Origin of the sequence: Ralstonia nicotianae, assembly GCF_018243235.1 — a bacterium.
GTDB classification, from domain to species: domain Bacteria; phylum Pseudomonadota; class Gammaproteobacteria; order Burkholderiales; family Burkholderiaceae; genus Ralstonia; species Ralstonia nicotianae.
In genome coordinates, this window is record NZ_CP046674.1 from 1,436,025 (window position 1) to 1,460,804 (window position 24,780).

Genomic DNA, 24,780 nt, shown 5'->3' on the forward strand with positions numbered 1-24,780 from the left:
GAAAAATGGTTCTGTCTTTTGCGATCTGGCTGCCGATCTTTTTTGGCGTGCTGGTGCTGGCTTCGGGCTCAGACCGCAATCCCGGCTATGTCCGCTGGATGTCGCTGATCGGCTCGCTGGTCAGCTTCGTGATCACGCTGCCGCTGATCACGCGCTTCGACAAGTCGACCGCGGCGATGCAGTTCGTCGAGAAGTCGACCTGGATCGAGCGCTTCCACATCAGCTACTACCTCGGGGTCGACGGCATCTCGATGTGGTTCGTGGTGCTGACGGCGTTCATCACGGTGATTGTCGTGATCTCGGCGTGGGAAGTGATCACCGAGCGTGTCGCGCAGTACATGGCGGCGTTCCTGATCCTGTCGGGCCTGATGATCGGCGTGTTCGCGGCGCTCGACGGCCTGCTGTTCTACGTGTTCTTCGAGGCCACGCTGATCCCGATGTACATCATCATCGGCGTGTGGGGCGGCCCGAACCGCGTGTACGCGGCCATCAAGTTCTTCCTGTACACGCTGCTGGGCTCGCTGCTGACGCTGGTTGCGTTCCTGTACCTGTACTTCCACAGCGGCACGTTCGAGATCCTGCAATGGCACCAGCTGAAGCTGTCGCTGAACGAGCAGATCCTGCTGTTCATCGCCTTCTTCATGGCGTTTGCCGTGAAGGTGCCGATGTGGCCGGTGCACACCTGGCTGCCGGATGCCCACGTGGAAGCGCCGACCGGCGGTTCGGTGGTGCTGGCCGCCATCATGCTGAAGCTGGGCGCGTACGGTTTCCTGCGGTTCTCGCTGCCGATCGCGCCGGACGCGAGCCATAGCCTGGCGGCCTTCGTCATCGCGATTTCGCTGATCGCCGTGATCTACATCGGCCTGGTGGCGCTGGTGCAGGCCGACATGAAGAAGCTGGTGGCGTATTCCTCGATCGCGCACATGGGCTTCGTCACGCTGGGCTTCTTCATCTTCAACGAGATCGGCGTCGAGGGCGGTATCGTGCAGATGATCTCGCACGGCTTCATCTCGGGCGCGATGTTCCTGTGCATCGGCGTGCTGTACGACCGCGTGCACTCGCGCCAGATCGCCGACTACGGCGGTGTGGTGAACACGATGCCGAAGTTCGCGGCGCTGTCGGTGTTCTTCGCCATGGCCAACTGCGGCCTGCCGGCCACCTCCGGTTTCGTGGGCGAGTTCATGGTGATCCTGGGTTCGGTCAAGTTCAACTTCTGGATCGGCCTGCTGGCGGCCACCGCGCTGATCTTCGGCGCAGCGTACTCGCTGTGGATGGTCAAGCGCGTGATCTTCGGCGACGTGGCGAACAAGCACGTGGCCGAGCTGCAGGACCTGAATGCGCGCGAATTCTTCATGCTGGGCGTACTCGCGATCGCGACCCTGTACATGGGCCTGTATCCGAAGCCTTTCACCGATGTCATGCATGCGTCCGTGGTGAATCTCCTCACCCACGTGGCCCAGACCAAGCTGTAAGCGGGGAGTCGAAACGATCATGCAAAACATGAACTGGGCACCGTTGTTGCCGATTATTTTCCTGTCGGTGATGATCGCCGTGATCCAACTGGCCGACGTGTTCCGCCGCGAGCAGGGCAGCAGCCCGGCCTACGGCCTGAGCCTGTTCGCCACGCTCGCGCTGACCCTCTGGTTTGCCGTGCAGGCCGCCTCGGGCGAGACACACTACGTGTTCAGCAACATGGCCGTGTTCGATCCGATGGCGCAGGTGCTGTCTTCGTTCTGCGCGCTGGCGACGCTGGTGACCTTCGTCTACACCCGCGGCTACCTGGCTGACCGCGAGATGTTCAACGGCGAGTTCTACATCCTCGCGCTGTTCACGCTGCTGGGCCAGATCGTGATGATCTCGGGCAACAACTTCCTGACCCTGTACCTGGGCCTGGAGCTGCTGTCGCTGGGCTCGTACGCGCTGGTGGCGCTGCGCCGCGGCTCGAACGTGTCGTCGGAATCGGGCATGAAGTACTTCATCCTCGGCGCGCTGGCCTCGGGCCTGCTGCTGTACGGCATGTCGATGCTGTACGGCGCGACCGGCTCGCTTGACCTGGGCAAGGTCTTCCACGCGATCGAGACCGGCGACATCAACAAGACCATCCTGGTGTTCGGTGTCGTGTTCATCGTGGCCGGCCTGGCGTTCAAGCTGGGTGCCGCACCGTTCCACATGTGGGTGCCGGATGTGTACCAGGGCTCGCCGACGGCGGTGACGCTGCTGATCGCCGGCGCGCCCAAGGTCGCGGCGTTCGCGATGACGCTGCGCATCCTGGTGGAAGGGCTGCTGCCGCTGGCGTTCGACTGGCAGAACATGCTGATCGTGCTGGCCATCGCGTCGCTGGCCATCGGCAACATCACCGGCGTGGTGCAGACCAACTTCAAGCGTCTGCTGGCGTATTCGACGGTGTCGCACATGGGCTTCCTGCTGCTGGGCCTGCTGTCGGGCGTGAGCAGCGGCAAGCCGGACCTGACCGCGCAGGCGTACAGCGCGTCGATGTTCTACGCCATCACCTACGTGCTGACCGCGCTGGGTGCCTTCGGCGTCATCCTGCTGCTGGCGCGCAAGGGCTATGAGGCCGAGGAGATCGCCGACCTGAAGGGCTTGTCGAAGAAGAGCCCGTGGTTCGCGCTGCTGACGCTGTTCATGATGATGTCGCTGGCGGGCCTGCCGCCGACGGTGGGCTTCTACGCCAAGCTGTCGGTGCTGGGCGCGGTGGTCGACGCCGGCATGTCGTGGCTGGCCATCGTGGCGGTGCTGTTCTCGCTGGTGGGCGCGTTCTACTACCTGCGCGTCGTCAAGGCGATGTATTTCGACGCGCCGGCCGACGAAGGCCCGGTGCAGGCGACGTTCGGCCTGCGTTCGCTGCTGTCGGTCAACGGTCTGCTGGTGCTGCTGCTGGGCATCTTCCCGGCCAGCCTGATGGGCCTGTGCTACCAGGCGATCCGCCTGACGCTGGCGTCCTGAGTCGGCGGCGAACGGCATGGGCACTTCGACAGGCAGCCTGTTTGTCATCGTGCTGGCATTGATCTGTGCCAACCTGCCGTTCGTCAACCAGCGCGTGCTGGCCTTGCTGCCGGCACGCTGGCCGTGCAAGCCGTTCTGGCTGCGCGGCGTCGAGCTGATGGCCATGTATGCCGTGGTCGGCCTGGTCGGCTTCGGCATCGAATCGGGCCAGGGCAATGCCTTTTCGCAAGGCTGGCAGTTCTACGCCATCACCGCCTGCCTGATGCTGGTGTTCGCCTTTCCCGGGTTCACCTGGCAGTATCTGGTGCGCCGCCAACGTCATTGATTTCCAGCCGGGCACGCCAATGGTCCGGCGTTCGAGGTTCCCATGAAACCCGATCCTGCCCGCCTGTCCGCCGATTCCAATGAGGCCGTGTCCGATCCGGATGCCGGCCTGCGCGAAACGCAGCTGGCTTCGGCGCTGGTGCACCAGGGCAAGTTCCTGACGCTCAAGCAGGATGTCGTCCGCCTGCCGGATGGCCGCAACGCCAGCCGTGAATACCTGATCCATCCGGGCGCGGTGATGATGATCCCGCTGTTCGACGATGGCACCGTGCTGATGGAGCGCCAGTTCCGCTATCCGGTGGGCAAGGTGATGATCGAATTCCCGGCGGGCAAGCTCGATCCGCGCGAGGGCGCGCTGGCCTGCGGCAAGCGCGAGCTGCGCGAGGAGACGGGCTACGTGGCGCAGCGCTGGGATTTTCTGACGCGCATCCACCCGGTCATCTCGTATTCCACCGAGTTCATCGATCTCTATCTCGCCCGCGACCTGCAGCCGGGCGAAAGCGCGCTGGACGAGGGCGAGTTCCTCGAGACCTTCAGCGCGCCGGCCGGCCAGTTGATCGACTGGGTGCGCACCGGCAGGATCTCCGACGTCAAGACCATCATCGGCGTATTCTGGCTGGAGAAAATCCTGTCGGGCACGTGGACGCCGGGCGACGCCTGAACCGCTTGGATGGCCTGCTCCGGCGGCTTGACGTGCCGCCGGGTGCCCTCATCTGACAACGCTTCGCCACCCGGACGGACGGCCGTGCGGAAAAATTAGCACGACCGTTCAAAAATTTTCGAATCGGGGATACACTGCTCCCCATGCGCTGGACCGATCATGAAAGTGCTGGACCTCCGTTGTGCCAATGACCATCGCTTCGAAGGCTGGTTCGGCTCCGATGCCGACCTGCAGTCGCAGCGCGAGCGCGGTCTGTTGACGTGCCCGGTCTGCGGCCATACCGAGGTTGAGCGCCTGCCGAGCGCACCGCGCCTGAACCTGTCGTCGTCGCGACCGGATGCCGCCCGGCAGAGCGGCACCGTGAAGACATCGGCGGACGAGGGTGGCGCGCTGGCGACCTTGCAGCAGCGCTATCTCAAGGCCGTGCGCCACCTCCTGGCCAATACCGAGGACGTGGGCGAGCGGTTTGCGGAAGAGGCGCGCCGGATGCACTACAACGAGGCGCCGGAGCGGGGCATTCGCGGGACGACATCGCACGAAGAGGCGCTGGAGCTGGCGGAGGAGGGCATCGAGGTGATGCCGCTGCTGGTGCCGGACGCGCTCAAGCAGCCTGTGCACTAGTCGCGCGCAATCAGGTCCGCGCCGGTCCGAAGCACGCTCCGCCGGTTGCCGCGGCGGTGGCGACACCACAGGAGACAGGCATGGATCTGAACTACTCGGCGGCCGACGATGCGTTCCGCCAGGAAGTCCGCGGCTGGCTGGAAGCCGAACTGCCCAAGGACATCCAGGACAAGGTGCTGAACCACCGCCGCCTGAACCGCGACGATTTCGTCCGCTGGCACAAGGCGTTGGCGGCCAAGGGCTGGTCGGTGCCGCACTGGCCGGTCGAGTGGGGCGGCACCGGCTGGAGCCCGATCCAGAAGCACATCTGGGACGAGGAATGCGCCCGCATCGGCGCGCCGGGCGTGCTGCCGTTCGGCGTCAGCATGGTGGCGCCCGTCATCATGAAGTACGGCAACGAGGCACAGAAGCGCTATTACCTGCCGCGCATCCTCGACTGCACCGACTGGTGGTGCCAGGGCTACTCCGAGCCCGGCTCCGGCTCCGATCTCGCTTCGCTCAAGACCCGCGCCGTGCGCGAGGGCGACCACTACATCGTCAACGGCCAGAAGACCTGGACCACGCTCGGCCAGCACGCCGACATGATCTTCTGCCTTGTGCGCACCGATCCGCAGGCCAAGAAGCAGGAGGGCATCTCGTTCCTGCTGATCGACATGAAGACGCCGGGCATCACCGTTCGGCCGATCATCATGCTGGACGAAGAGCACGAAGTGAACGAGGTGTTCTTCGACAACGTGCGCGTGCCGGCCGAGAACCTGATCGGCGAAGAGAACCGTGGCTGGACGTACGCCAAATACCTGCTGGGCCACGAGCGGACCGGCATCGCGCGCGTGGGGCATTCGAAGCGCGAGCTGGCGTTCCTCAAGCGCGTCGCCCTGCAGCACCAGAAGAACGGCAGGCCGCTGCTGGAAGACCCGGTGTTCGCGGCCAAGGTGGCATCGCTGGAGATCGAGCTGATGGCGCTGGAGATCACTGTGCTGCGTGTGGTGTCGAGCGAGGGCGTGGGCCGGGGGCCGGGCCCCGAGGCGTCGCTGCTCAAGATCAAGGGCACGCAGATCCAGCAGATGCTGACCGAGCTGATGGTCGAGGCGGTGGGCCCGTATGCGCAGCCGTTCGACCCGGACTACCTGGAAGGCGAGACGCCGCGCGCCGTCACCGGCGACAACGATGCCGCGCCGCTGGCGCCGTACTACTTCAACTATCGCAAGACCTCGATCTACGGCGGGTCGAACGAGATCCAGCGCAACATCATCAGCCAGATGATCCTCGGCGTCTGACCAGAACGAACAGCGGAGACAACCATGGATTTCTCGTTCACCGACGAACAGAAGCAGCTGGCGGATGCGGTACGCCGCTTCATCGACAAGGATTACGGCTTTGAAGCGCGCAACAAGGTCGTCTACTCGCACGCGGGCGTGTCGCAGGCGCATTGGGACGCCCTGGCCGAGCTGGGCCTGACCGCGCTGCCGGTGCCGCAAGCGCAGGGCGGCTTCGATGGCCGCGCGATGGACCTGCTGGTGGTGATGCAGGAACTGGGGCGCGGTCTGGTGGTGGAGCCCTATGCGGCCACCGTGCTGGGCATGCAGGCACTCAAGCTGGCGGGCGGCCAGGAGGCGCTGCTGGAGCCGGTGGCGGGCGGCGCGCTGAAGCTGGCGGCGGCTTTCGGCGAGCCGCAGTCGCGCTACGAACTGTTCAACGTGACCACGCGCGCGGCGCGGCAGGGCGGCGGCTGGACGCTGTCGGGCGCCAAGGCCGTGGTGGTGCACGGCGGGCAGGCCGACAAGCTGGTCGTTTCGGCGCGCACGGGCGGCGAGGCGCGCGACACATCGGGCCTGTCGCTGTTCCTGGTCGATCGCGAGGCCGCGGGCGTGACGGTCAAGGACTACCGCACCATCGATAACCTGCGCGCGGCCGACGTCCGCTTCGACAATGCGCCGGCCACGCTGCTCGGCCAGGCCGGCGAGGCGTGGGAGATCATCGATGCGGTGGCGGATCTCGGCTGCGTGCTGCTGTGCGCCGAGGCGATCGGCCTGATCGATGCGCTGAACGCCGCCACGCTGGAATACACCAAGACGCGCCAGCAGTTCGGCGTGCCGATCGCGCGCTTCCAGGCGCTGCAGCACCGCATGGTCGACATGTTCATCCATGCGGAGCAGGCGCGCTCGATCACCTATCTCGCGGCCGCGCATTTCGAAGACGGCGATGCCGAGGCGCGCCGCCGCTACGTGTCGGCCGCCAAGGCGCGCGTCGGCCAGGCGGCCCGCGAAGTGGGGCAGGAGGCGGTGCAACTGCACGGCGGCATGGGCGTGACCAACGAGCTGCCCGCCGCGCACATGTTCAAGCGGCTGACGATGATCAACACCACGCTCGGCGATGTCGATCACCATCTGGCGCGCTTTGCGTCGCGGCCGGGTTTCCGCGACGCCGCGTGATGCCACCCGGCGCGCCCCGCGCAGCCGCGGGGCGCTGTCTTTTTGAGCGGCCGCGCCCGCGCAGCGGAGGCGGCGATGGAGGAGAAACCATGACGGAAGCAGCGTTGCCGTACACGTTCTATTTCGACGATTTCCAGGTCGGCCAGACGATGGAGATGGGCACCTACGCGGTGACTGAGGACGAGATCCTGGCCTTCGCCCGGCAGTACGACCCGCAGCCGTTTCATGTCGACCCGGAGGCGGCCCGGCGCAGCATCTACGGCGGCCTCATTTCCAGCGGCTGGATGACCTGCGCGGTGATGATGCGGCTGATGGTGCAGAACTTTCTCAGCAAGTCGTCCAGCATGGGTTCGCCGGGCGTGGACGAGATCCGTTGGCTCAGGCCGGTGTATCCGGGTGATACGCTGTCGGTGTCGAGCACCTGCCTGGAGGTGCGGCCGTCGCAGTCCAAGCCCGACCGCGGCGTGGCGATCAACCGCTGGGAAGCGCGCAACCAGCACGGCGAGCTGGTCTGCACCCTGGTCGGCATGGGTCTGTTCGGCCGCCGCCCGGCCGCCTGAACCGGGTCACGAGGAGACTGCCAACGATGCGTGTCATCGAATCGCTCGACGCGCTGCGGGGATTGATCGGCCAGGAGGTCGCGGTCAGCGACTGGGTGGAGATCACGCAGCAGCAGGTCAACCAGTTTGCCGAGGCCACGGGAGACCGCCAGTGGATCCACGTGGATGTGGAGCGCGCCCGGCGCGAGTCGCCGTTCGGCGCGCCGGTGGCGCACGGCTTCCTGACGCTGTCGCTGCTGCCGGCGCTGATGCAGAGCGCGCTCGACATGCCCGATGTGAAGATGGGCGTGAACTACGGCCTGAACAAGGTCCGCTTTCCGGCGCCGGTGCCGGTGGGCAGCCGTCTGCGCGCCCGCGTGAGCCTGCTGGAGATGGAGATGCTGCCGCCGCTGCAGCCATCGCCGGATGCGCCCGCGCTGACCGGCGCGCAGATGACCTGGGGCGTGACGATCGAGTGCGAAGGGCAGGCGCGGCCCGTGTGCGTGGCCGAGTCGATTTCGCGCCGCTATTCCTGACCTGAGCCCGCGCGGCGATCGCTGCCGCACCGGAAAGCTGATGTTCCCGTGAGGGGCGTCAGCTTTTTTTCTTGCGTATCGACGGTTCTGTGCTTGTCTGCCCGCGCCCTGCATGGGGGCGTTGCCTATGCAAGATGCGCAGGTTTGGCGCGGCTCCGGCACGGTTTTGGGGCGGGGTTCACGGCCCGTGAGCGAAATGCGATGGCACGCTAGTTGCGATTTTGGCCGCTGGGGGTCGTTCTCGCCACCCATCACCAAGGAGCCGAAATGAAACGTCGTGAGCTGCTCAAGCTGTCGGCCGTTGCCGCCGCAGCGCTGTTGTCGGTACCGCATGTCGCGCTGGCCCAGGCCAAGGCGCCGATCAAGGTCGGCGTCCTGCATTCGCTGTCGGGCACCATGGCCATCTCGGAGACGTCGCTCAAGGACGTCGCGCTGATGATGATCGACGAGATCAACAAGAGCGGTGGCGTGCTGGGCCGCAAGCTGGAGCCGGTGGTGGTGGACCCGGCCTCGAACTGGCCGCTGTTCGCCGAGAAGGCGCGCGGCTTGCTGACGCAGGACAAGGTGGCGGTCACGTTCGGCTGCTGGACTTCGGTGTCGCGCAAGTCGGTGCTGCCGGTGTACGAGGAGCTGAACGGCCTGCTGTTCTATCCGGTGCAGTACGAGGGCGAGGAGATGTCCAAGAACGTCTTTTACACCGGTGCGGCGCCCAACCAGCAGGCGATTCCCGCGGTGGAATACCTGATGAGCAAGGAAGGCGGCGGTGCCAAGCGCTTCTTCCTGCTGGGCACCGACTACGTGTATCCGCGCACGACCAACAAGATCCTGCGCGCCTTCCTGCACAGCAAGGGCGTGAAGGACAGCGACATCGAAGAGGTCTACACGCCGTTCGGCCATGCCGACTACCAGACCATCGTCGCCAACATCAAGCGGTTCGCGCAGGGCGGCAAGACGGCGGTGGTGTCGACCATCAACGGCGACTCCAACGTGCCGTTCTACAAGGAGCTGGGCAACGCGGGCCTGAAGGCCAAGGACGTGCCGGTGGTGGCCTTCTCGGTGGGCGAGGAGGAGCTGCGCGGCATCGACGCCAAGCCGCTGGTCGGCCACCTGGCGGCGTGGAACTACTTCATGTCGGTCAAGAACCCGGTCAACGACGATTTCAAGAAGAAGTGGGCGGCCTGGGTCAAGAGCAACAACCTGCCGGGCGGCGACAAGCGCGTCACCAACGACCCGATGGAAGCCACCTACGTCGGCATCATGATGTGGAAGCAGGCGGTGGAGAAGGCCGGCTCGACCGACGTGGACAAGGTCCGCAAGGCGATGGTCGGCCAGCAGTTCAAGGCGCCGTCGGGCTTCATGCTGGCGATGAACAACAACCATCACCTGTCCAAGCCGGTGATGATCGGCGAGGTGCGCGGCGACGGCCAGTTCAACGTGGTGTGGAAGACACCGACGGCGATCCGCGCCAAGCCGTGGAGCCCGTACATTCCGGGCAACGAGGGCAAGCCCGATCAGGTGATGTGACCGGGCGGACCGGCCCGCAGCGCCGGCCGGTCTCTTTTTCGACGTTGCATGGCGTGGCGGTCTGCAAGGGCCGCCGCGTTCCGGATGGCCATGACACGCTTCCTCGCCGCACTGCTGTGCGCCTTCTGCCTGGTTGCCACGCTTGCCGCATCGGCATGGGCGGCCGGACAACCGCTGACCCAGGCCGATCTCAAGCCGCTGGCCGAAGACGACTTCGACGCCAAGGTGAAGGTGCTCAACGCCCTGGCCGCCGCGCCCGCCGAACAGGCCGGCCCCATCCTGCGGGCGTTGCAGAATGATGCGCTGTTCTATGCGCCCGCTGCCGGCATGCTGCGCCAGGAGGGCGAGCGCTATCTCGATGCGATCAGCGGCCAGCCGGTTGCCATGAAGGCCGATGACCTGCAAGCGCTGACGCTGAACAATGCCCTGCGCGCCCAGGTGGACAGCGCGGCCAGCGGCTTCGTGCTGCAGTCGCCCGACCGGGCCGTGCGCGCGCAGGCCATCGATACGCTACTGGCGCATCCCGAGACGGCATCGCGCACGGTGGTCGATGCGGCGCGCAAGCAGGAGACCGATCCCGAACTGCGGACCCGCCTGCATCTGCTGTGGGCCAACCTGGCGCTCGACGACGGCTCGCCTGCCGAGAAGCTCGAAGCGCTCAGGCTGCTCGCCGGCGATACCAACCCGCAGACCCGCCAGCGCATCGCGCCGCTGCTCGCCAAGGACAGCGGCGCCGACGACGCGCTGCGCGCCGCTGCCCGGCAGGCGCTGGACAACCTTGCCGCGCAGGCGCGCAAGGCCGAGCTGATCGGCAACCTGTTCGCCGGCCTGAGCCTGGGCTCGGTGCTGTTGTTGGCCGCGCTGGGGCTGGCGATCACCTACGGCCTGATCGGCGTCATCAACATGGCGCACGGTGAGTTCCTGATGATCGGCGCGTATGCCACCTATGTGGTGCAGACGCTTTTTCGCAACCATTTCCCTGCGGCGTTCGACTGGTATCTGCCCGCCGCGCTGCCGGCCGCGTTCCTGGCCGCGGCCGTCGTCGGCTTCGTGCTGGAGCGCATGGTGCTGCGGCACCTGTACGGCCGGCCGCTGGAGACGCTGCTCGCCACCTTCGGCGTCAGCCTGCTGCTGATGCAGGCCGTGCGCAGCGTGTTCGGTGCGCAGAACGTGGAGGTGGCCAACCCGAGCTGGATGAGCGGCGGCATCGCGCTGTATCCGGGGCTGATCCTGCCGTATAACCGGCTGGTGATCCTGGCCTTCGCGCTGGTGGTGGTCACGCTGGCGTGGGCGGTGCTCAACCGCACGCGGCTGGGCCTGTTCGTGCGCGCCACCACGCAGAACCGCGCCATGGCGGCGTGCGTGGGCGTGCGGACCTGGAAGGTGGACAGCTACGCCTTCGCGTTCGGCGCGGGCATCGCCGGCCTGGGCGGCTGCGCGCTGTCGCAGATCGGCAATGTGGGGCCGGACCTCGGGCAGGGCTACATCATCGATTCCTTCATGGCGGTGGTGCTGGGCGGGGTGGGGCAACTGGCCGGCACCATCGTCGGCGCGTTCGGGCTGGGGCTGATCAACAAGTGCATCGAGCCGTTCTATGGCGCGGTGCTGGCGAAGATCTTCGTGCTGGTGCTGATCGTGCTGTTCATCCAGAAGCGTCCGCAGGGGCTGTTCGCCCTCAAGGGCCGCAGCGCGGAGGCCTGACATGGCGCAGCCACCGTTCTCCCTCGACATTCCCGCGCGCATGCCGCTGCTGTCGCGGCGGGGCTGGTCCGTGCTGGCGGCGGCGGCGCTGCTGGTCTGCGTCGGCGTGCCGGTGTGCGCGCTGGCGGTGCCGGCGGGGCATCCGCTGCACCTGTCGGCCTATGCGCTCACGCTGGTGGGCAAGATCATGTGCTACGCGCTGGCCGCGCTGGCGCTCGACCTGGTGTGGGGCTACTGCGGCATTCTGAGCCTCGGCCACGGCCTGTTCTTCGCGCTCGGCGGCTATGCGATGGGGATGTACCTGATGCGCGCCATCGGCCGCGACGGTGTGTACCAGAGCGATCTGCCCGATTTCATGGTCTTCCTCGACTGGAAGGACCTGCCCTGGTTCTGGCACGGCACCGGGCATTTCGCCTGGGCCGCGCTGCTGGTGGTGCTGGTGCCGGGCGTGCTGGCGTGGCTGTTCGGCTTCTTCGCGTTCCGCTCGCGCGTCAAGGGCGTGTACCTGTCGATCATCACGCAGGCCATGACCTACGCGGCCATGCTGCTGTTCTTCCGCAACGAAACGGGCTTCGGCGGCAACAACGGCTTCACCGATTTCAAGCGCATCCTCGGATACCCGATTGCAGCGGTGTCCACGCGCACGGTGCTGTTCGTCGCCACCTTCATCGCGCTGGTGCTGGCCTTCATCGCATGCCGGGCCATCGTCACCTCCAAGTTCGGGCGCGTGGTGACGGCCATCCGCGACGCCGAGGCGCGCGTGATGTTCTCCGGCTACAGCCCGCTCGGCTACAAGCTGTTCGTGTGGACCTTCTCGGCCGTGCTGTGCGGTATCGCCGGGGCGCTGTACGTGCCGCAGGTCGGCATCATCAACCCGAGCGAGATGTCGCCGGGCAACTCGATCGAGATGGCGGTGTGGGTGGCCGTGGGCGGGCGCGGCACGCTGGTTGGCCCGATCGTCGGCGCGTTCCTCGTCAATGGCGCCAAGACCGTCCTGACGGCCTGGGTGCCGGAGTACTGGCTGTTCGTGCTGGGCGCGGTCTTCGTGCTGGTGACCCTGTTCCTGCCGAACGGCGTGCTGGGCCTGCTGCGTGGCCGCTCCGGGCGGCGCGTGCGGCCGGCGGCCGATGGCCGTGCGGATGCCGGCGCCGGCGAGCCCGTTGTCACCCCGCCCGCCGGAGACCGCGCATGAGGCCCTTCACCGCACGCCCCGACCGCGCGCAGGTCGGAAACTTCAGCGGCACCACCACCGGCATGGGCCACGTGCTCGAGCCGGACGCCATCGACGTCTCGCACGGCCCCATCCTGTACCTCGAAGACGTGACGGTGCGCTTCGGCGGCTTCCGCGCGCTGAACGCGCTGACGCTGTCGATCGACCACGGCGAGCTGCGCTGTGTGATCGGTCCCAACGGCGCCGGCAAGACCACGATGATGGATGTGATCACCGGCAAGACCGGTCCGCGCAACGCGGACGTCGCCGGCCGCGTCTACCTGGGCCAGGCCATCGACCTGCTGCGCCTGACCGAGCCGCGCATCGCGCAGATCGGCATCGGCCGCAAGTTCCAGAAGCCGACCGTGTTCGAGCAGCACGGCGTGTGGGAAAACCTCGAGCTGGCGATGCAGGCCGACAAGCGCTGGTGGGTGCCGCTGCGCGCGCGGCTGCTCGACGACGGCCGCCGCCGCATCGAAGAGACGCTCGGCCGCATCGGGCTGGAGGCCGAGGCGTACCGGAGCGCCGGCCTGCTGTCGCATGGCCAGAAGCAGCGGCTGGAGATCGGCATGCTGCTGATGCAGCGGCCGCAGCTGCTGCTGCTCGACGAGCCCGTGGCCGGCATGACCGATGAAGAGACGATGCAGCTGGCCGACCTGCTCAACGGCCTGCGCGGCGCGTGCTCGATCATGGTGGTGGAGCACGACATGGAGTTCGTCGCCGCGCTGGCGGGCGAGACGGGCCGCGTGACCGTGCTGGCCGAAGGCAGCGTGCTGGCCGAGGGCACGCTCGACGCGGTCAAGCGCGACGCGCGCGTGATCGAATCCTACCTGGGGCGCTAACGGCGAATCCGACATGCTGCAGATCCAGCAACTGAACCAGTACTACGGCGGCAGCCACATCCTGCGCAACGTCAGCTTCGAGGTGCCGGCCGGCAAGCTGACCGCGCTGCTCGGGCGCAACGGCGTGGGCAAGACCACACTGCTCAAGTGCCTGATGGGCGTGCTGCCGGCGACCAGCGGCATGATCGATTGGGAGGGCCGGGCCATCCACAAGCTGCCGGCCTACGAGCGCGTCTCGCGGGGGCTCGCGTACGTGCCGCAGGGCCGCGAGATCTTTCCGCGCCTGACGGTGGAAGAGAACCTGCTGATCGGCGCGGCGGCCAGGCGCGCACCGTCCGGGGTGCCGGATTCGATCTATGCGCTCTTTCCCGTGCTCGCGCAGATGAAGGGGCGCCGCGGCGGCGACCTGTCCGGCGGCCAGCAGCAGCAACTGGCCATCGGCCGCGCGCTGATGAGCGAGCCGCGCTTGCTGATCCTGGACGAGCCGACCGAGGGCATCCAGCCATCCATCATCCAGGAGATCGGCCGCACGCTGCGCCGGCTGGTGGACGAGTTCGGCATGTCGGTGCTGCTGGTCGAGCAGTACTACGATTTCGCGCGGCGCATCGCCGACCGCTACGTCGTCATGCGGCGCGGTGAGGTCATCGCCCAGGGCGACGGCGCCGACATGGATGCCGATGGCGTGCGCGAACTGGTGGCCGTCTGATTCTCGCGCGCGCGGCGAAAAAGCGGGGCGCGAAGCCGTGCCAAACGGCCGGCATCTCGCTATGATGAAACCCCGTTCCGCCGCTGCGCTGCACGATTGATGCGCCATCCCGATTTTCCCGTTCCGCCCCGGATCGATGCATTCGCCTCCTGGGAAGCCTCGCTGCGGCTCGCATTCGCGCGCCGGGGCGGGCGCACCGTGCTGGCATCGTGCCGGCACCGGGGGCCGCTGCGCGTGCAGAAGGCGCTGTATCCGGAAGGCGAGGGCGTCTGCCATGTCGTGCTGCTGCATCCGCCCGCGGGCATCGCCGGCGGCGACGTGCTCGACATCGGCATCGAGCTGGGTGCCGAGGCGCATGCGGTGCTGACCACACCGGGCGCCACCAAGTGGTACAAGTCGCCCGGCCGCACCGCCATGCAGCAGGTGGCCATCCGCCTGGACGCCGGCGCGCGGCTCGACTGGCTGCCGCAGGAGAACATCGTCTTCAACCAGGCGCGCCCGATCATCGACCTGACGCTGGACCTCGCCCCGGGCGCCGCCGCCATCGGCTGGGACATCACCATGCTCGGCCGTCATGCCGCCGGCGAGTCCTGGCAGGAAGGCCGCATCGCCATGCACACGCGCCTGCGCTGCGAGGGGCAGCCGCTGTGGATCGAGTCCACGGCGTTCGATGCCCAGTCGCCCGTGCTGGGCGCGACGACGGGCATGGCCGGCTTTCACGTGGTCGGCACGCTGTGGGCCGTGGGGGCGGGCGCCACTGAAGCCCTTGCCGAGACACTGGCCGAGCAACTGCCTTACCGCGACGATCTCCGCGCCGGTGTGACGTGCCTGACGCAAGACGCGCCCGGCCGCCCGAGCGTGCTGCTGCTGCGCGTGCTGGCACGGCGGCCCGAAGACGCGCGCGCCCTGCTGAGCCAGACCTGGCTGGCGCTGCGCGAACCGATCCATGGCGTGGCGGGCCGTCCGCTGCGCCTGTGGGCGACGTGAGCGCGTCGCCCGTCCGCATTCAACCCTTTTAGAGAGCCTCCCGTGGAACTGACCCCGCGCGAAAAAGACAAGCTGCTGATCTTCACCGCCGCCTTGCTGGCCGAGCGTCGCCAGGCCCGCGGCCTCAAGCTCAACTATCCGGAGGCGGTCGCCCTGATCAGCGCCGCCATCATGGAGGGCGCGCGCGACGGCAAGACCGTGGCCGACCTGATGTACTACGGCACGACCATCCTCTCGCGCGGCGACGTGATGGACGGCGTGGCCGAGATGATCCCCGACATCCAGGTCGAGGCGACCTTTCCCGACGGCACCAAGCTGGTCACCGTGCACCAGCCGATCGTCTGAACCCGAACACCAACCAAAAAGAGTCCTGCCATGACGCACTCCCTGTCTCGCTTCATCCGGCCCGCGGCCGCCATCGCGCTCACGCTGGGCGCCTCCGTAGCGTTTGCGCACCCGGGGCATCCGGGCCACACCGCCGGCGGTAGCCTGCTGGCCGGCTTCCTGCATCCGCTGACCGGTGCCGATCACCTGCTGGCCATGGTGGCCGTGGGCGTGTGGAGCGCGCTGGCCGCGCGCGCGGTGCGCGACGCGCTGTGGGCGCCGGTCGCCTTCGTCGCGCTGATGGTGACGGGTGCGCTGCTGGGCGCGGGCGGCATGGCGCTGCCGATGGTCGAGCCGATGATTGCCGCGTCGCTGCTGGTGTTCGGCCTGCTGATCGCCACGCGCGCGGCGATGCCGCGGTGGGCCGGCGCGCTGCTGTGCGGCGGCTTCGCGCTGTTCCACGGCTACGCGCACGGCACGGAATTCCCGGCCGGCGCGCAGGCGATGTTCCCGTCTTTCGTGGCCGGCTTTGCCGCCGCGACGGCGCTGCTGCACGCGGCGGGCATCGGCGCCGGGCTGGCCCTGAAGCCGCGCCTGGCGTGGCTGGCCCGCCTGTCGGGCGTGGGCGTCGCGCTGTACGGCGCCGGCCTGCTGGCCGCCGCGGTCTGAGGGGCGCGCCATGATCCCCGGCGAACTCCTGCCGCAGGACGGCGATCTCGAACTCAACGCGGGCCGGCCCACGCTGACGGTGACGGTGGCCAACACCGGCGATCGTCCCGTGCAGATCGGCTCGCACTACCACTTCCACGAAGTCAACGACGCGCTGCGCTTCGACCGCGAGGCCACGCGCGGCTACCGGCTCAACATCGCCGCCGGCACCGCCGTGCGCTTCGAGCCGGGGCAGGAGCGCACCGTGGAACTGGTGGCGCTGGCCGGGGACCGCGTGGTCTACGGCTTTGCCGGCCGCGTGATGGGCAAGCTCTGAGGTTGAGGGAACCGATATGACACTCAAGATCACCCGCCGCGCCTATGCGGAGATGTTCGGCCCGACCACCGGCGACCGCGTCCGCCTGGCCGACACCGACCTCATCGTCGAGGTCGAGCGCGACTACACGATCTACGGCGAAGAGGTGAAATTCGGCGGCGGCAAGGTCATCCGCGACGGCATGGGCCAGAGCCAGCGCGAATCGAAGGACTGCGCCGACACGGTCATCACCAACGCGCTGATCATCGACCACTGGGGCATCGTCAAGGCCGACATCGGCCTGAAGCACGGCCGCATCGCCGCCATCGGCAAGGCGGGCAATCCGGACATCCAGCCGGGCGTGAACATCGTCATCGGGCCGGGCACCGAGATCATCGCGGGCGAAGGCATGATCGTCACGGCGGGCGGGGTCGATACGCACATCCATTTCATCTGCCCGCAGCAGATCGACGAGGCGCTCAACAGCGGCGTGACGACCATGATCGGCGGCGGCACCGGGCCGGCCACAGGCACCTATGCGACCACCTGCACGCCGGGGCCGTGGCACCTGCAGCGCATGCTGCAGGCGGCCGATGCCTACCCGATGAACATCGGTTTCCTGGGCAAGGGCAACGGCAGCCTGCCCGGCGCGCTGCGCGAGCAGATCGATGCCGGCGCCATCGGCCTGAAGCTGCACGAAGACTGGGGCTCGACGCCCGCCGCCATCGACTGCTGCCTGGGCGTGGCCGACGACACCGACACGCAGGTCGCCATCCACACCGACACGCTCAACGAATCGGGCTTCGTCGAGGCGACCATCGCCGCGTTCAAGGGCCGCACCATCCACACGTATCACACCGAGGGGGCGGGCGGCGGCCATGCGCCGGACATCATCCGCGTGTGCGGCGAGTCCAACGTGCTGCCCTCGTCGACCAACCCGACGCGGCCGTTCACCGTCAACACGCTGGACGAGCACCTCGATATGCTGATGGTGTGCCACCATCTGGACGCCTCCATCGCCGAGGACATCGCCTTCGCCGAGAGCCGCATCCGCCGAGAAACCATCGCCGCCGAAGACATCCTGCACGACCTGGGCGCGTTCTCGATGCTCTCGAGCGACTCGCAGGCCATGGGCCGCGTCGGCGAGGTGATCCTGCGCACCTGGCAGACCGCGCACAAGATGAAGGCGCAGCGCGGCAAGCTGGCCGGCGACCCGAACGACGCGCGCGGCGGGCACGACAACTTCCGCGTCAAGCGCTACGTCGCCAAGTACACGATCAACCCCGCCATCACGCACGGTATCGCGCACGAGGTCGGCTCGATCGAGGTCGGCAAGTGGGCCGACCTGGTGCTGTGGAAGCCTGCCTTCTTCGGCGTCAAGCCGAGCCTGATTCTCAAGGGCGGCATGATTGCTTCGGCGGCGATGGGCGATGCCAATGCGTCGATCCCGACGCCGCAGCCGGTGCACTACCGGCCGATGTTCGCGGCGGCGGGCGGCGCGCTGGCGCGGTCGTCGCTGAGCTTCCTCTCGCAATCGGCGGCGCAGGCCGGCGTGGCCGAGCGCTACGGCCTCGCCAAGACGACCGCCGTCGTCCGGGGCACGCGCGCGGTCACCAAGGCGCAGATGATCCACAACGACTGGCAGCCCAGCATCACGGTCGATCCCGAGACCTACCAGGTCGTCGCCGACGGCATGCTGCTGACCTGCGAGCCGGCCGAGGTGCTGCCGATGGCGCAGCGCTATTTCCTGTTCTGAACATGCTGTCGATCGATAAACATCTTCCCGCGCCGCATGGCCTGGCCGCCGTGCTGGTCAGGCGCGCGCCCAAGCTGGTGCTGCCGTTCCTGGCGCGCAGCCGCAGCCGCCTGCGCGCCACGCTGGATGACGGACGCGAAGTCGCCGTCGTATTGCCGCGCGGCACCGTGATGCGCGGCGGCGACGTGCTGGTCGCCGAGGACGGTACGCTGGTGGAAGTGCAGGCCGCGCCCGAGCAGGTGCTGCGCGTCACCAGCGACAGCCGCCTGGCGCTGATGCGCGCGGCGTACCACCTCGGTAATCGCCATACGCCGGTGCAGGTGGTGGCCGACGCGCTGCAGCTCGAAGCCGACCCCGTGCTCGAAGACATGCTGGTGCGCCTGGGCGTGGCCGTCACGCACGTGCAAGCCCCGTTCGAGCCCGAGGCGGGAGCCTATGGCGGGGGCCACCGTCATGGGCACGACACCACGTTCGAGGAAGACTACGCCGCCGCGCAGGCGCTATACCGGGAACATCACGGCCATTCGAACGACCGCGGTTGCGATCACAGCCACAGCCACAGCCACAGCCACGATCACGATCACGATCACGATCACGATCACGATCACGATCACGGCCATGGGCAGGGCCATGTGCACGGCCCCGGCTGCGGTCACGCGCATCACCATCGCCATGACTAGCGCCGCGCAGCTGACCGCGTTGCTGCACCTCGCCTCACCGGCGCTGCCGGTGGGGGCGTTCAGCTATTCGCAGGGGCTGGAAGCGGCGGTGGAGGCGCGCCACGTGCACGATGAGGCGTCCGCCGCGCGATGGATCGCCGAAGGGCTGGCGGTGCTGGCCGCCTGCGAGGCGCCGTTGTGGCTGCTGCAGTACGCCGACTGGCAGGCCGGCCGCCTGGACGCGGTGGCCGAGCGCGACGGCTGGTTTCTGGCCACGCGCGAGACCCGCGAACTGCGGCTGGAGACCGCGCAGATGGGCTGGTCGCTCGCCCGCCTGATCGCGCAGATGGGGTGGGGCGCCCCGGCCATGCGCGATGCGTTGGCCGCCCGTGCCGCCATCACGTTCCCGACCGCCTTTGCCGCCGCCGCCGTCGCGCTGGGCATCGAAGCACGCGACGGCCTCACCGCGTACAGCTTCGCCTGGGTGGAAAACCAGGTGGCCGCGGCGGTCAAGGCCATTCCGCTGGGGCAGGCGGCCGGCCAGCGCATCCTGTTCGGCCTGCATGCGGCGGTGGGGCAGGCGGCGGAAGACGCCGCGCGGCGCGCAGCCTGCCATCCGCCCGAACTCTCGACCTTCTCGCCCGGGCTCGGTGTCCTGTCGGCCCGGCACGAGACGCAATACTCACGACTCTTCCGTTCCTGAACCTCATCATGCGTACCAAGAAACTGCCCGCCCTGCGCGTCGGCGTGGGCGGCCCCGTCGGTTCCGGCAAGACCACGCTGCTGGAGATGCTGTGCAAGGCCATGCGCGAGCGCTATGACCTCGTCGCCATCACCAATGACATCTACACCAAGGAAGACCAGCGCCTGCTGACCCTCTCCGGCGCGCTGCCGGCCGAGCGCATCATGGGCGTGGAGACGGGCGGCTGCCCGCACACCGCCATCCGCGAAGATGCCTCGATCAACCTCGAAGCCGTCGACCGCATGCTCGCGCGGTTTCCGGATGCCGACGTCGTCTTCATCGAATCCGGCGGCGACAACCTGGCGGCCACCTTCAGCCCCGAGCTGTCGGACCTGACGATCTACGTGATCGACGTGGCGGGCGGCGAGAAGATTCCGCGCAAGGGCGGTCCGGGCATCACCAAGTCGGACCTGCTGATCATCAACAAGACCGACCTCGCGCCGTATGTCGGTGCCTCGCTGGACGTGATGGCCAGCGACGCGCGCAAGATGCGCGGCGACCGCCCGTTCGTGATGTGCAACCTGAAGGAGCAGGCCGGGCTGGACGCGGTCGTGCGCTTCATCGAGCAGCAGGGCATGCTGGCGGCGCCCGCCGCGGGCTGATCCGGGCGGCATCGGCATGCGGCCGCGTGGCCGCGAGCGCTCCGGCCACGGGGTGGGCCGCCGGCCGATCATCGCCGCGCCGTCGCGGACGACGGCGGCGCCGGCGCCGGCATGGCGGATGCCGTAAGGTTGCAATGGGGAGCGGACGCTGTTTCGCTCTCGCCAATCCTCAGCCTTTTCTTTTTCCTTCCGCCACGCAATTCAAACCGCCCAATTGGGCAAGACTTGACTTGTCGACTTCCCGGTAACGACCTTTGCCGCAACGCTGGTTATTGGCGCTTGTTTTTACACCCATCGATTTCACGCTTCCGGCTTCGTGCGGGAGATTGAATGATCCAATCGCGATCAATTGCCTCAATCATGTGTTAGTCGATATTCGATCAATGCATGGATTGGGTCATGGGATGCCACGCTCGCGCATCCGTGAAATCCCCCTTTCCGAATCGAAATCTGTTTTTCATTAGATATCGGTTCCAATCCGAACTATCGTAGACCGTTCCTGGACTCTCTCTATCGGTCATTCGCCGTGATCGGGCATATGAAATGACAGCCATGCCCTTGATCGACGGCCATTCCGGTACGTATGACTACGTGGTCAGCATGATGGTAAGCAATGGCAGGGGCACCATGGCCTGCATCGGGCGTGGCCGCCCGTGTGTCGTCCGCGCAAGCAATCCGCTGTTCGCCCGCGCACCGGCATTTCGCCGGAAATGGGAACACCGGCGCGATTGGCCGTCACAGCATCCATCGCACGCCGGCATGCGCCGCTTCGGTATTCATCTTGCGTCGGGCATTGCCGAAACGGCGGAGCCATTGCGGCCGCATGCGGATCGTCGTCGTGTCATTTCGATGATCGGTGCCGGGCGGCGCTGAATCAGAGGAAATCCGGCGCGGCGCTTTAGTCGGCTGCGCGGATTGACGGAGACCGATTCGCATCCGGAAACAGCGCGAATTCCGTTGAGCCAAATCTCAAAAAAAAATCAGAAATTGGGGGGCCGTTGGACGACGGTGCCATGGCACAAGTCCGTGGCGCGGTCTGTCCGCTTGGGCGCGCGGGTCGTTTCGGCGATTTCGCTGATGTTTGGATCGATTTGAAAAATAGGAGAACGCATGGCGTACAAATCCATTGGTTACCATAGCTCGATGCCGAAAGAGAAATTGGCGAGTTTCAGGCGCGAATTCAGCGCGAGAAATCATTGGCTCGCCCTGCTGTATGTCATATGCGTGCCGGCGAGCATGCTCGTGGGCGGCTACATGGCCTGGTCATTCTCGGTCGATGGGAGCCTCGGGGCCGCCCGCTGGGTCATGGAAGCGGTGGTGTGCATCTTCTTCGCCCGCCAGCTGCGGGCCATGGAAAACATCGTTCACTTCGGCAGCCATCTGAACATCACCAGCAAGCGCAGCGTGAATGACGCCATCGTCAACGCCGTCGCGGCCGTTCCGACCTTCCAGTGGGTGCAGCGATACCGGGTGTTTCACAACAAGCACCACGTGCTGTTCGGTGGTGACGACGATCCCTGCAAGAACCGGATCGAGGCGATCAACGGCATCCGCGATCGCGTCGAGTCGCGGCAGCTCGGGCTGGTTTCCGGAATCGTCTACGGCATCTATTCGTTCTATCGGGAAGTGGGGTCGAACCGGACGATCCTGCTCTATTCGCTGCTCTATCACGCGGCGGCCTATTTCGCCATGAATGCGCTGAACCCGGAGTTCGCCGGCTTCTTCTACGGCCACCTGCTGGTTGCGGGCCTGCTGGTCCTGCCGTGCCTGCGGCTGGTCGCCGAATGGTCCGAGCATGACTACGCCGCCTCGGACACGGAAGCCCAGGCGACGTTCAACAACTGCTCGTTTGTCGACAAGCTGATCTTTCATCCGGCCGGCGATGCCTATCACCTGCTGCATCACCTGTATCCTGCGATCCCCTGGTGGCGCCAGGGAGCGGCGCACCGATATCTGATGGCCGAAGACTACAACTACCGCACCTTGATGCACCGGGCCGATTTCTTCCAGCGCCTCGCCATCGCGCAACACGACATGTCCGAAGCAAAATGAACGCAGCAACCCAAGGATTGATTCTCGGTTTCTCCCTGATCCTGGCCATCGGATCGCAGAATGCCTTCATCTTGCGGCAGGGCATCCTGGGCCGGCATGTGTTCGTGCTGTGCTCGGTGTGTGCCCTGTCCGACGCCCTGCTGATCGTGGCGGGCGTGTCGGGGTTCTTTGTGCTGGTCAAGCACACGCCCTATATTGTGGACGTGGCACGGTATGGCGGCGCGGCGTTCATCCTGTGGTACGGAATCTCGAGATTGCTGTCCGCGCTGCGCGGCGACAGCCAGATGGACATCTCGAAGGCCAAGGAAGCCGATTCCCTGCCCAAGGCGCTGCTCAGTTGCCTGGCGTTCACCTTTCTCAATCCGCATGTCTATCTCGATACGGTCTTCCTGATCGGGTCGATTTCGGCGCAGTTCGGCGATGAGTCCTGGAAATTCGGCGTGGGCGCGAGCGCGGCGTCGCTGATTTTCTTCTTCTGCCTGGGGTACGGCGCGGCGTTGCTGCGTCCGCTGTTCTCGAGCCCCGTGGCCTGGCGGATTCTCGATTTCGTGATCGGCGTCACCATGCTGATGCTGGCGGGCAAGCTGGCGTTCCTGCAGACCTGAGCCGCCGGGGCGCCGGGTAGGAGGAAAGCATGGCGCCGTCCGGCGGTCGTGCGGGCGGCACTCGCTTGCGTGGCCGGGGTCCAACCGGTCACAGGGCGGATGCGGCGCGGAGGTGTGCCATGGGCCGACGGATCGGATGCGTGCTGGCGATATCGGCATGGAGTGCGGTGGCGTGTACACCGGCCATCATCGGGCCGTCGTACACGATGGAGGTGCGGCTGGCGGACGGCAGGCCCGTGCGCTGCGCGGTTAACCAGCCCATGGCGCCGGTGATGTCGCCGGGCACCTCGGCGCCGCTGACCACGCGCGAGCGCAACGAGGCCGAAGTGCTGGCCACGCAGCCGCTGCGGTTGCAGGTCGGGCCGCGCGCGCCGTATCCGACGCCCTACACGGCGCCGGACATCCGATGCGTCGCGCTGCCGGCCTGACGGCGGGCGAGGGCATGACCGCGCGCCCGGCTCAGTACACACCGGGGATCAGCCGCCACGTTCGTGCGCAGTAGGCGTCGTAGGCCTCGCCGAACTGGGTGCGCAGCAGCGCCTCCTCCGCGCGGATGCGGGCCACCAGCGGCGGAATCAGCAGCAGCGTGAGCACCACGCCCGCCAGCGAGCGGAACGCCAGCACCCAGCCGAGCGTGTTGGCCAGCAAGCCCAGGTAGCTCGGGTTGCGCACCACGCCGTACACGCCGTCGGTCACCAGCTGATGCCCCGGCTGGATCGCCACCAGGCCGCTGAACCGCTTGCCCAGCACGAACACCGGCCACAGCCGCAGCGCGCCGCCCGCCGCGTACAGCACGATGCCCAGCCAGCGCGCTGTGTCGCCGTCGAGGCTCCAGAGGTCGTGCCGGTCGGTGTAGGCGGGCAGCCAGGCGCTGAGCACGCCGATCACGCCAAAGACCGGCAGCACCCAGCGGTTGGCGCGGTCTTCGCGCTCGCCGGCGCTGAGGTTGCCTTCGGAGCACAGCGCCGCCGCCGTCAGCACGGCGGTGACCGCCACCAGCGCCACGCGCGCCGGGTGGGCGAGAAAGGCCGCCAGGCCGCCCCAGCCCAGCACGGCCAGGCCGAGAAACGCCAGCACGGAGACCACCGTAATGGCCGCGAGCTTGGGGGAGGGTGCCATGGCCGCGTCGTCTCGGGAATGGGATGGGTCTCATGCCAGTGTAGGCGGCGCGGGCGGGGCCGGCGGTTTCCGCAGGGGGGCGTCCCAAGCAAAAAGGGCCGCACGACGCGGCCCCTTTCCCTGTGCAGCAGCGCTGCCTAGCGGCGCGCGTATTGCGTCGCGCCGAACAGCACCTCGCGTTCCTTGTCGTCCTGCAGGGGCGAGCGTTCCTTGGCCAGCACCTTCACCGCGCGCTGCACGGCGGGGCGCGCCTCGATGGCCTCGAACCAGCGCTGCAGCCTGGGGTAGTCCGACAGCACGATCCCCTGGTTCTGCCAGCTGCGCAGCCACGGCCAGGTGGCGATGTCGGCGATGGAGTAGTCCGGGCCGCCCAGGTACTTGGATTCCGACAGGCGCTTGTCGATCACGCCATACAGGCGCTTGGCCTCGTTGGTATAGCGGTTGATCGCGTAGTCGATCTTCTCGGGCGCGTAGATGCGGAAGTGGTGCGTCTGGCCGAGCATCGGGCCGACGCCGCCCATCTGGAACATCAGCCATTGCAGCACCTCGTACTTGCCGCGCACGTCCTCGGGCAGGAACTTGCCGGTTTTGCCGGCGAGGTACAGCAGGATGGCCCCCGACTCGAACAGCGAGATCGGCTGGCCGTCCGGCCCGTCCTGGTCGACGATGGCCGGAATCTTGTTGTTCGGGCTGATCTTCAGGAACTCGGGTTTGAACTGGTCGCCAGCGCCGATGTTGACGGCATGGACGCGGTAGGGCAGTCCGCATTCCTCCAGCATGATGTGAACCTTGTGCCCGTTGGGTGTGGCCCAGCTGTAGACGTCGATCATGAGTTGGTGCTCCTGAGCGGAAAAGAGAGATGGGAGACGTTGCAAGCCGCCCATTCAAGCACAGAACGCGAAAACGCGCA

28 protein-coding genes are annotated in these 24,780 nt (G+C 67.1%); 26 read left to right on the forward strand and 2 right to left on the reverse strand.

Annotation, left to right across the window (positions count from 1 at the left end; all coding sequences use genetic code 11):
* Positions 1 to 5 precede the first annotated feature (5 nt).
* The 26 genes from GO999_RS06625 to GO999_RS06750 all read left to right on the forward strand — a co-directional run bounded on the left by GO999_RS06625 (position 6) and on the right by GO999_RS06750 (position 23,179).
* Positions 6 to 1,472: an NADH-quinone oxidoreductase subunit M gene (locus GO999_RS06625; RefSeq protein WP_011001985.1), complete on the forward strand. Its 1,467-nt coding sequence runs from the start codon at positions 6 to 8 to the stop codon at positions 1,470 to 1,472.
* Positions 1,473 to 1,491: 19 nt separating this feature from the next.
* The gene (nuoN, locus tag GO999_RS06630) at positions 1,492 to 2,964 is read left to right on the forward strand and encodes an NADH-quinone oxidoreductase subunit NuoN (RefSeq protein WP_016722947.1); all 1,473 of its coding nucleotides are present in this window, start codon (positions 1,492 to 1,494) and stop codon (positions 2,962 to 2,964) included.
* 16 nt (positions 2,965 to 2,980) lie between these two features.
* Positions 2,981 to 3,289 carry a DUF2818 family protein gene (locus GO999_RS06635; RefSeq protein WP_011001983.1) on the forward strand — a complete coding sequence of 103 codons (309 nt, stop codon included), beginning with the start codon at positions 2,981 to 2,983 and terminating at the stop codon, positions 3,287 to 3,289.
* A gap of 42 nt (positions 3,290 to 3,331) precedes the next feature.
* Positions 3,332 to 3,949, forward strand: coding sequence for an NUDIX domain-containing protein (locus GO999_RS06640; protein ID WP_020832272.1), 618 nt, complete (start codon positions 3,332 to 3,334; stop codon positions 3,947 to 3,949).
* Between the two features lie 159 nt (positions 3,950 to 4,108).
* On the forward strand, positions 4,109 to 4,570 hold the full coding sequence (locus GO999_RS06645) for a DUF1178 family protein (protein WP_020832271.1): 462 nt from the start codon (positions 4,109 to 4,111) through the stop codon (positions 4,568 to 4,570).
* A gap of 80 nt (positions 4,571 to 4,650) precedes the next feature.
* Positions 4,651 to 5,847, forward strand: coding sequence for an acyl-CoA dehydrogenase family protein (locus GO999_RS06650; protein ID WP_019718580.1), 1,197 nt, complete (start codon positions 4,651 to 4,653; stop codon positions 5,845 to 5,847).
* Positions 5,848 to 5,871: 24 nt separating this feature from the next.
* A complete protein-coding gene (locus GO999_RS06655; protein ID WP_111374494.1) occupies positions 5,872 to 7,002 on the forward strand; it encodes an acyl-CoA dehydrogenase family protein in 1,131 nt (376 codons plus the stop codon).
* An 89-nt stretch (positions 7,003 to 7,091) separates the two neighbouring features.
* Positions 7,092 to 7,562, forward strand: coding sequence for a MaoC family dehydratase (locus tag GO999_RS06660; protein WP_011001978.1), 471 nt, complete (start codon positions 7,092 to 7,094; stop codon positions 7,560 to 7,562).
* Between the two features lie 26 nt (positions 7,563 to 7,588).
* Positions 7,589 to 8,077, forward strand: a complete 489-nt coding sequence (locus GO999_RS06665; protein WP_011001977.1) for a MaoC family dehydratase — start codon at positions 7,589 to 7,591, stop codon at positions 8,075 to 8,077.
* Between the two features lie 267 nt (positions 8,078 to 8,344).
* Positions 8,345 to 9,601 (forward strand): urea ABC transporter substrate-binding protein, encoded by a 1,257-nt coding sequence (gene urtA, locus GO999_RS06670; RefSeq protein WP_211906683.1) that lies wholly within the window; start codon positions 8,345 to 8,347, stop codon positions 9,599 to 9,601.
* Between the two features lie 84 nt (positions 9,602 to 9,685).
* Positions 9,686 to 11,302 (forward strand): urea ABC transporter permease subunit UrtB, encoded by a 1,617-nt coding sequence (urtB, locus tag GO999_RS06675; RefSeq protein WP_211906684.1) that lies wholly within the window; start codon positions 9,686 to 9,688, stop codon positions 11,300 to 11,302.
* A gap of 1 nt (position 11,303) precedes the next feature.
* On the forward strand, positions 11,304 to 12,494 hold the full coding sequence (gene urtC, locus GO999_RS06680; protein WP_064477884.1) for an urea ABC transporter permease subunit UrtC: 1,191 nt from the start codon (positions 11,304 to 11,306) through the stop codon (positions 12,492 to 12,494).
* Entirely contained in the window at positions 12,491 to 13,354 is an 864-nt protein-coding gene (gene urtD / locus GO999_RS06685) for an urea ABC transporter ATP-binding protein UrtD (RefSeq protein ID WP_211906685.1), read from the forward strand. The genes urtC and urtD overlap by 4 nt, the downstream gene beginning before the upstream one ends.
* Positions 13,355 to 13,367: 13 nt before the next feature.
* A complete protein-coding gene (urtE, locus tag GO999_RS06690; protein ID WP_028860731.1) occupies positions 13,368 to 14,060 on the forward strand; it encodes an urea ABC transporter ATP-binding subunit UrtE in 693 nt (230 codons plus the stop codon).
* A 99-nt stretch (positions 14,061 to 14,159) separates the two neighbouring features.
* The gene (locus GO999_RS06695; RefSeq protein WP_028860730.1) at positions 14,160 to 15,047 is read left to right on the forward strand and encodes an urease accessory protein UreD; all 888 of its coding nucleotides are present in this window, start codon (positions 14,160 to 14,162) and stop codon (positions 15,045 to 15,047) included.
* Between the two features lie 42 nt (positions 15,048 to 15,089).
* Entirely contained in the window at positions 15,090 to 15,392 is a 303-nt protein-coding gene (locus GO999_RS06700) for an urease subunit gamma (RefSeq protein WP_011001970.1), read from the forward strand.
* Between the two features lie 30 nt (positions 15,393 to 15,422).
* Positions 15,423 to 16,040 carry a HupE/UreJ family protein gene (locus GO999_RS06705; RefSeq protein WP_019718585.1) on the forward strand — a complete coding sequence of 206 codons (618 nt, stop codon included), beginning with the start codon at positions 15,423 to 15,425 and terminating at the stop codon, positions 16,038 to 16,040.
* A 10-nt stretch (positions 16,041 to 16,050) separates the two neighbouring features.
* On the forward strand, positions 16,051 to 16,356 hold the full coding sequence (locus tag GO999_RS06710; RefSeq protein WP_011001968.1) for an urease subunit beta: 306 nt from the start codon (positions 16,051 to 16,053) through the stop codon (positions 16,354 to 16,356).
* A 16-nt stretch (positions 16,357 to 16,372) separates the two neighbouring features.
* The gene (gene ureC / locus GO999_RS06715) at positions 16,373 to 18,091 is read left to right on the forward strand and encodes an urease subunit alpha (RefSeq protein WP_016722960.1); all 1,719 of its coding nucleotides are present in this window, start codon (positions 16,373 to 16,375) and stop codon (positions 18,089 to 18,091) included.
* Between the two features lie 2 nt (positions 18,092 to 18,093).
* Positions 18,094 to 18,771, forward strand: coding sequence for an urease accessory protein UreE (gene ureE / locus GO999_RS06720; RefSeq protein WP_211906686.1), 678 nt, complete (start codon positions 18,094 to 18,096; stop codon positions 18,769 to 18,771).
* On the forward strand, positions 18,764 to 19,453 hold the full coding sequence (locus tag GO999_RS06725; RefSeq protein WP_011001965.1) for an urease accessory protein UreF: 690 nt from the start codon (positions 18,764 to 18,766) through the stop codon (positions 19,451 to 19,453). Before ureE ends, GO999_RS06725 begins: the two co-directional genes overlap by 8 nt.
* An 8-nt stretch (positions 19,454 to 19,461) precedes the next feature.
* A complete protein-coding gene (ureG, locus tag GO999_RS06730; RefSeq protein ID WP_011001964.1) occupies positions 19,462 to 20,094 on the forward strand; it encodes an urease accessory protein UreG in 633 nt (210 codons plus the stop codon).
* A 552-nt stretch (positions 20,095 to 20,646) separates the two neighbouring features.
* Positions 20,647 to 20,967 (forward strand): hypothetical protein, encoded by a 321-nt coding sequence (locus GO999_RS06735; protein ID WP_211906687.1) that lies wholly within the window; start codon positions 20,647 to 20,649, stop codon positions 20,965 to 20,967.
* A gap of 237 nt (positions 20,968 to 21,204) precedes the next feature.
* On the forward strand, positions 21,205 to 22,146 hold the full coding sequence (locus GO999_RS06740) for a fatty acid desaturase family protein (protein ID WP_011001960.1): 942 nt from the start codon (positions 21,205 to 21,207) through the stop codon (positions 22,144 to 22,146).
* Positions 22,143 to 22,751 (forward strand): LysE/ArgO family amino acid transporter, encoded by a 609-nt coding sequence (locus GO999_RS06745; RefSeq protein WP_011001959.1) that lies wholly within the window; start codon positions 22,143 to 22,145, stop codon positions 22,749 to 22,751. The genes GO999_RS06740 and GO999_RS06745 overlap by 4 nt, the downstream gene beginning before the upstream one ends.
* Before the next feature lie 119 nt (positions 22,752 to 22,870).
* Complete coding sequence (locus tag GO999_RS06750) at positions 22,871 to 23,179, forward strand: hypothetical protein (protein WP_028860728.1); 309 nt, start codon at positions 22,871 to 22,873, stop codon at positions 23,177 to 23,179.
* A 31-nt stretch (positions 23,180 to 23,210) separates the two neighbouring features.
* On the opposite strand, the gene GO999_RS06755 is transcribed toward GO999_RS06750, so the two are convergent.
* Both GO999_RS06755 and GO999_RS06760 read right to left on the reverse strand, forming a co-directional pair.
* On the reverse strand, positions 23,211 to 23,870 hold the full coding sequence (locus GO999_RS06755; RefSeq protein ID WP_011001957.1) for a methyltransferase family protein: 660 nt from the start codon (positions 23,868 to 23,870) through the stop codon (positions 23,211 to 23,213).
* A gap of 137 nt (positions 23,871 to 24,007) precedes the next feature.
* Positions 24,008 to 24,700 carry a glutathione S-transferase N-terminal domain-containing protein gene (locus tag GO999_RS06760; protein ID WP_011001956.1) on the reverse strand — a complete coding sequence of 231 codons (693 nt, stop codon included), beginning with the start codon at positions 24,698 to 24,700 and terminating at the stop codon, positions 24,008 to 24,010.
* Positions 24,701 to 24,780 lie beyond the last annotated feature (80 nt).

Excerpts from the sequence above, each read along its gene's own strand:
- GO999_RS06750 (WP_028860728.1), top strand. The coding sequence starts at position 22,871 with ATGGGCCGACGGATCGGATGCGTGCTGGCGATATCGGCATGGAGTGCG.
- ureC (WP_016722960.1), top strand. The coding sequence starts at position 16,373 with ATGACACTCAAGATCACCCGCCGCGCCTATGCGGAGATGTTCGGCCCG.
- urtA (WP_211906683.1), top strand. The coding sequence starts at position 8,345 with ATGAAACGTCGTGAGCTGCTCAAGCTGTCGGCCGTTGCCGCCGCAGCG.
- GO999_RS06660 (WP_011001978.1), top strand. The coding sequence starts at position 7,092 with ATGACGGAAGCAGCGTTGCCGTACACGTTCTATTTCGACGATTTCCAG.
- GO999_RS06760 (WP_011001956.1), bottom strand. The coding sequence starts at position 24,700 with ATGATCGACGTCTACAGCTGGGCCACACCCAACGGGCACAAGGTTCAC.
- GO999_RS06745 (WP_011001959.1), top strand. The coding sequence starts at position 22,143 with ATGAACGCAGCAACCCAAGGATTGATTCTCGGTTTCTCCCTGATCCTG.
- GO999_RS06755 (WP_011001957.1), bottom strand. The coding sequence starts at position 23,870 with ATGGCACCCTCCCCCAAGCTCGCGGCCATTACGGTGGTCTCCGTGCTG.
- urtC (WP_064477884.1), top strand. The coding sequence starts at position 11,304 with ATGGCGCAGCCACCGTTCTCCCTCGACATTCCCGCGCGCATGCCGCTG.
- ureG (WP_011001964.1), top strand. The coding sequence starts at position 19,462 with ATGCGTACCAAGAAACTGCCCGCCCTGCGCGTCGGCGTGGGCGGCCCC.
- GO999_RS06635 (WP_011001983.1), top strand. The coding sequence starts at position 2,981 with ATGGGCACTTCGACAGGCAGCCTGTTTGTCATCGTGCTGGCATTGATC.
- GO999_RS06625 (WP_011001985.1), top strand. The coding sequence starts at position 6 with ATGGTTCTGTCTTTTGCGATCTGGCTGCCGATCTTTTTTGGCGTGCTG.
- urtB (WP_211906684.1), top strand. The coding sequence starts at position 9,686 with ATGGCCATGACACGCTTCCTCGCCGCACTGCTGTGCGCCTTCTGCCTG.
- GO999_RS06740 (WP_011001960.1), top strand. The coding sequence starts at position 21,205 with ATGGCGTACAAATCCATTGGTTACCATAGCTCGATGCCGAAAGAGAAA.
- urtD (WP_211906685.1), top strand. The coding sequence starts at position 12,491 with ATGAGGCCCTTCACCGCACGCCCCGACCGCGCGCAGGTCGGAAACTTC.
- ureE (WP_211906686.1), top strand. The coding sequence starts at position 18,094 with ATGCTGTCGATCGATAAACATCTTCCCGCGCCGCATGGCCTGGCCGCC.
- GO999_RS06725 (WP_011001965.1), top strand. The coding sequence starts at position 18,764 with ATGACTAGCGCCGCGCAGCTGACCGCGTTGCTGCACCTCGCCTCACCG.
- nuoN (WP_016722947.1), top strand. The coding sequence starts at position 1,492 with ATGCAAAACATGAACTGGGCACCGTTGTTGCCGATTATTTTCCTGTCG.
- GO999_RS06710 (WP_011001968.1), top strand. The coding sequence starts at position 16,051 with ATGATCCCCGGCGAACTCCTGCCGCAGGACGGCGATCTCGAACTCAAC.
- GO999_RS06695 (WP_028860730.1), top strand. The coding sequence starts at position 14,160 with ATGCGCCATCCCGATTTTCCCGTTCCGCCCCGGATCGATGCATTCGCC.
- GO999_RS06705 (WP_019718585.1), top strand. The coding sequence starts at position 15,423 with ATGACGCACTCCCTGTCTCGCTTCATCCGGCCCGCGGCCGCCATCGCG.
- urtE (WP_028860731.1), top strand. The coding sequence starts at position 13,368 with ATGCTGCAGATCCAGCAACTGAACCAGTACTACGGCGGCAGCCACATC.
- GO999_RS06655 (WP_111374494.1), top strand. The coding sequence starts at position 5,872 with ATGGATTTCTCGTTCACCGACGAACAGAAGCAGCTGGCGGATGCGGTA.
- GO999_RS06665 (WP_011001977.1), top strand. The coding sequence starts at position 7,589 with ATGCGTGTCATCGAATCGCTCGACGCGCTGCGGGGATTGATCGGCCAG.
- GO999_RS06640 (WP_020832272.1), top strand. The coding sequence starts at position 3,332 with ATGAAACCCGATCCTGCCCGCCTGTCCGCCGATTCCAATGAGGCCGTG.
- GO999_RS06735 (WP_211906687.1), top strand. The coding sequence starts at position 20,647 with ATGCCCTTGATCGACGGCCATTCCGGTACGTATGACTACGTGGTCAGC.
- GO999_RS06645 (WP_020832271.1), top strand. The coding sequence starts at position 4,109 with ATGAAAGTGCTGGACCTCCGTTGTGCCAATGACCATCGCTTCGAAGGC.
- GO999_RS06650 (WP_019718580.1), top strand. The coding sequence starts at position 4,651 with ATGGATCTGAACTACTCGGCGGCCGACGATGCGTTCCGCCAGGAAGTC.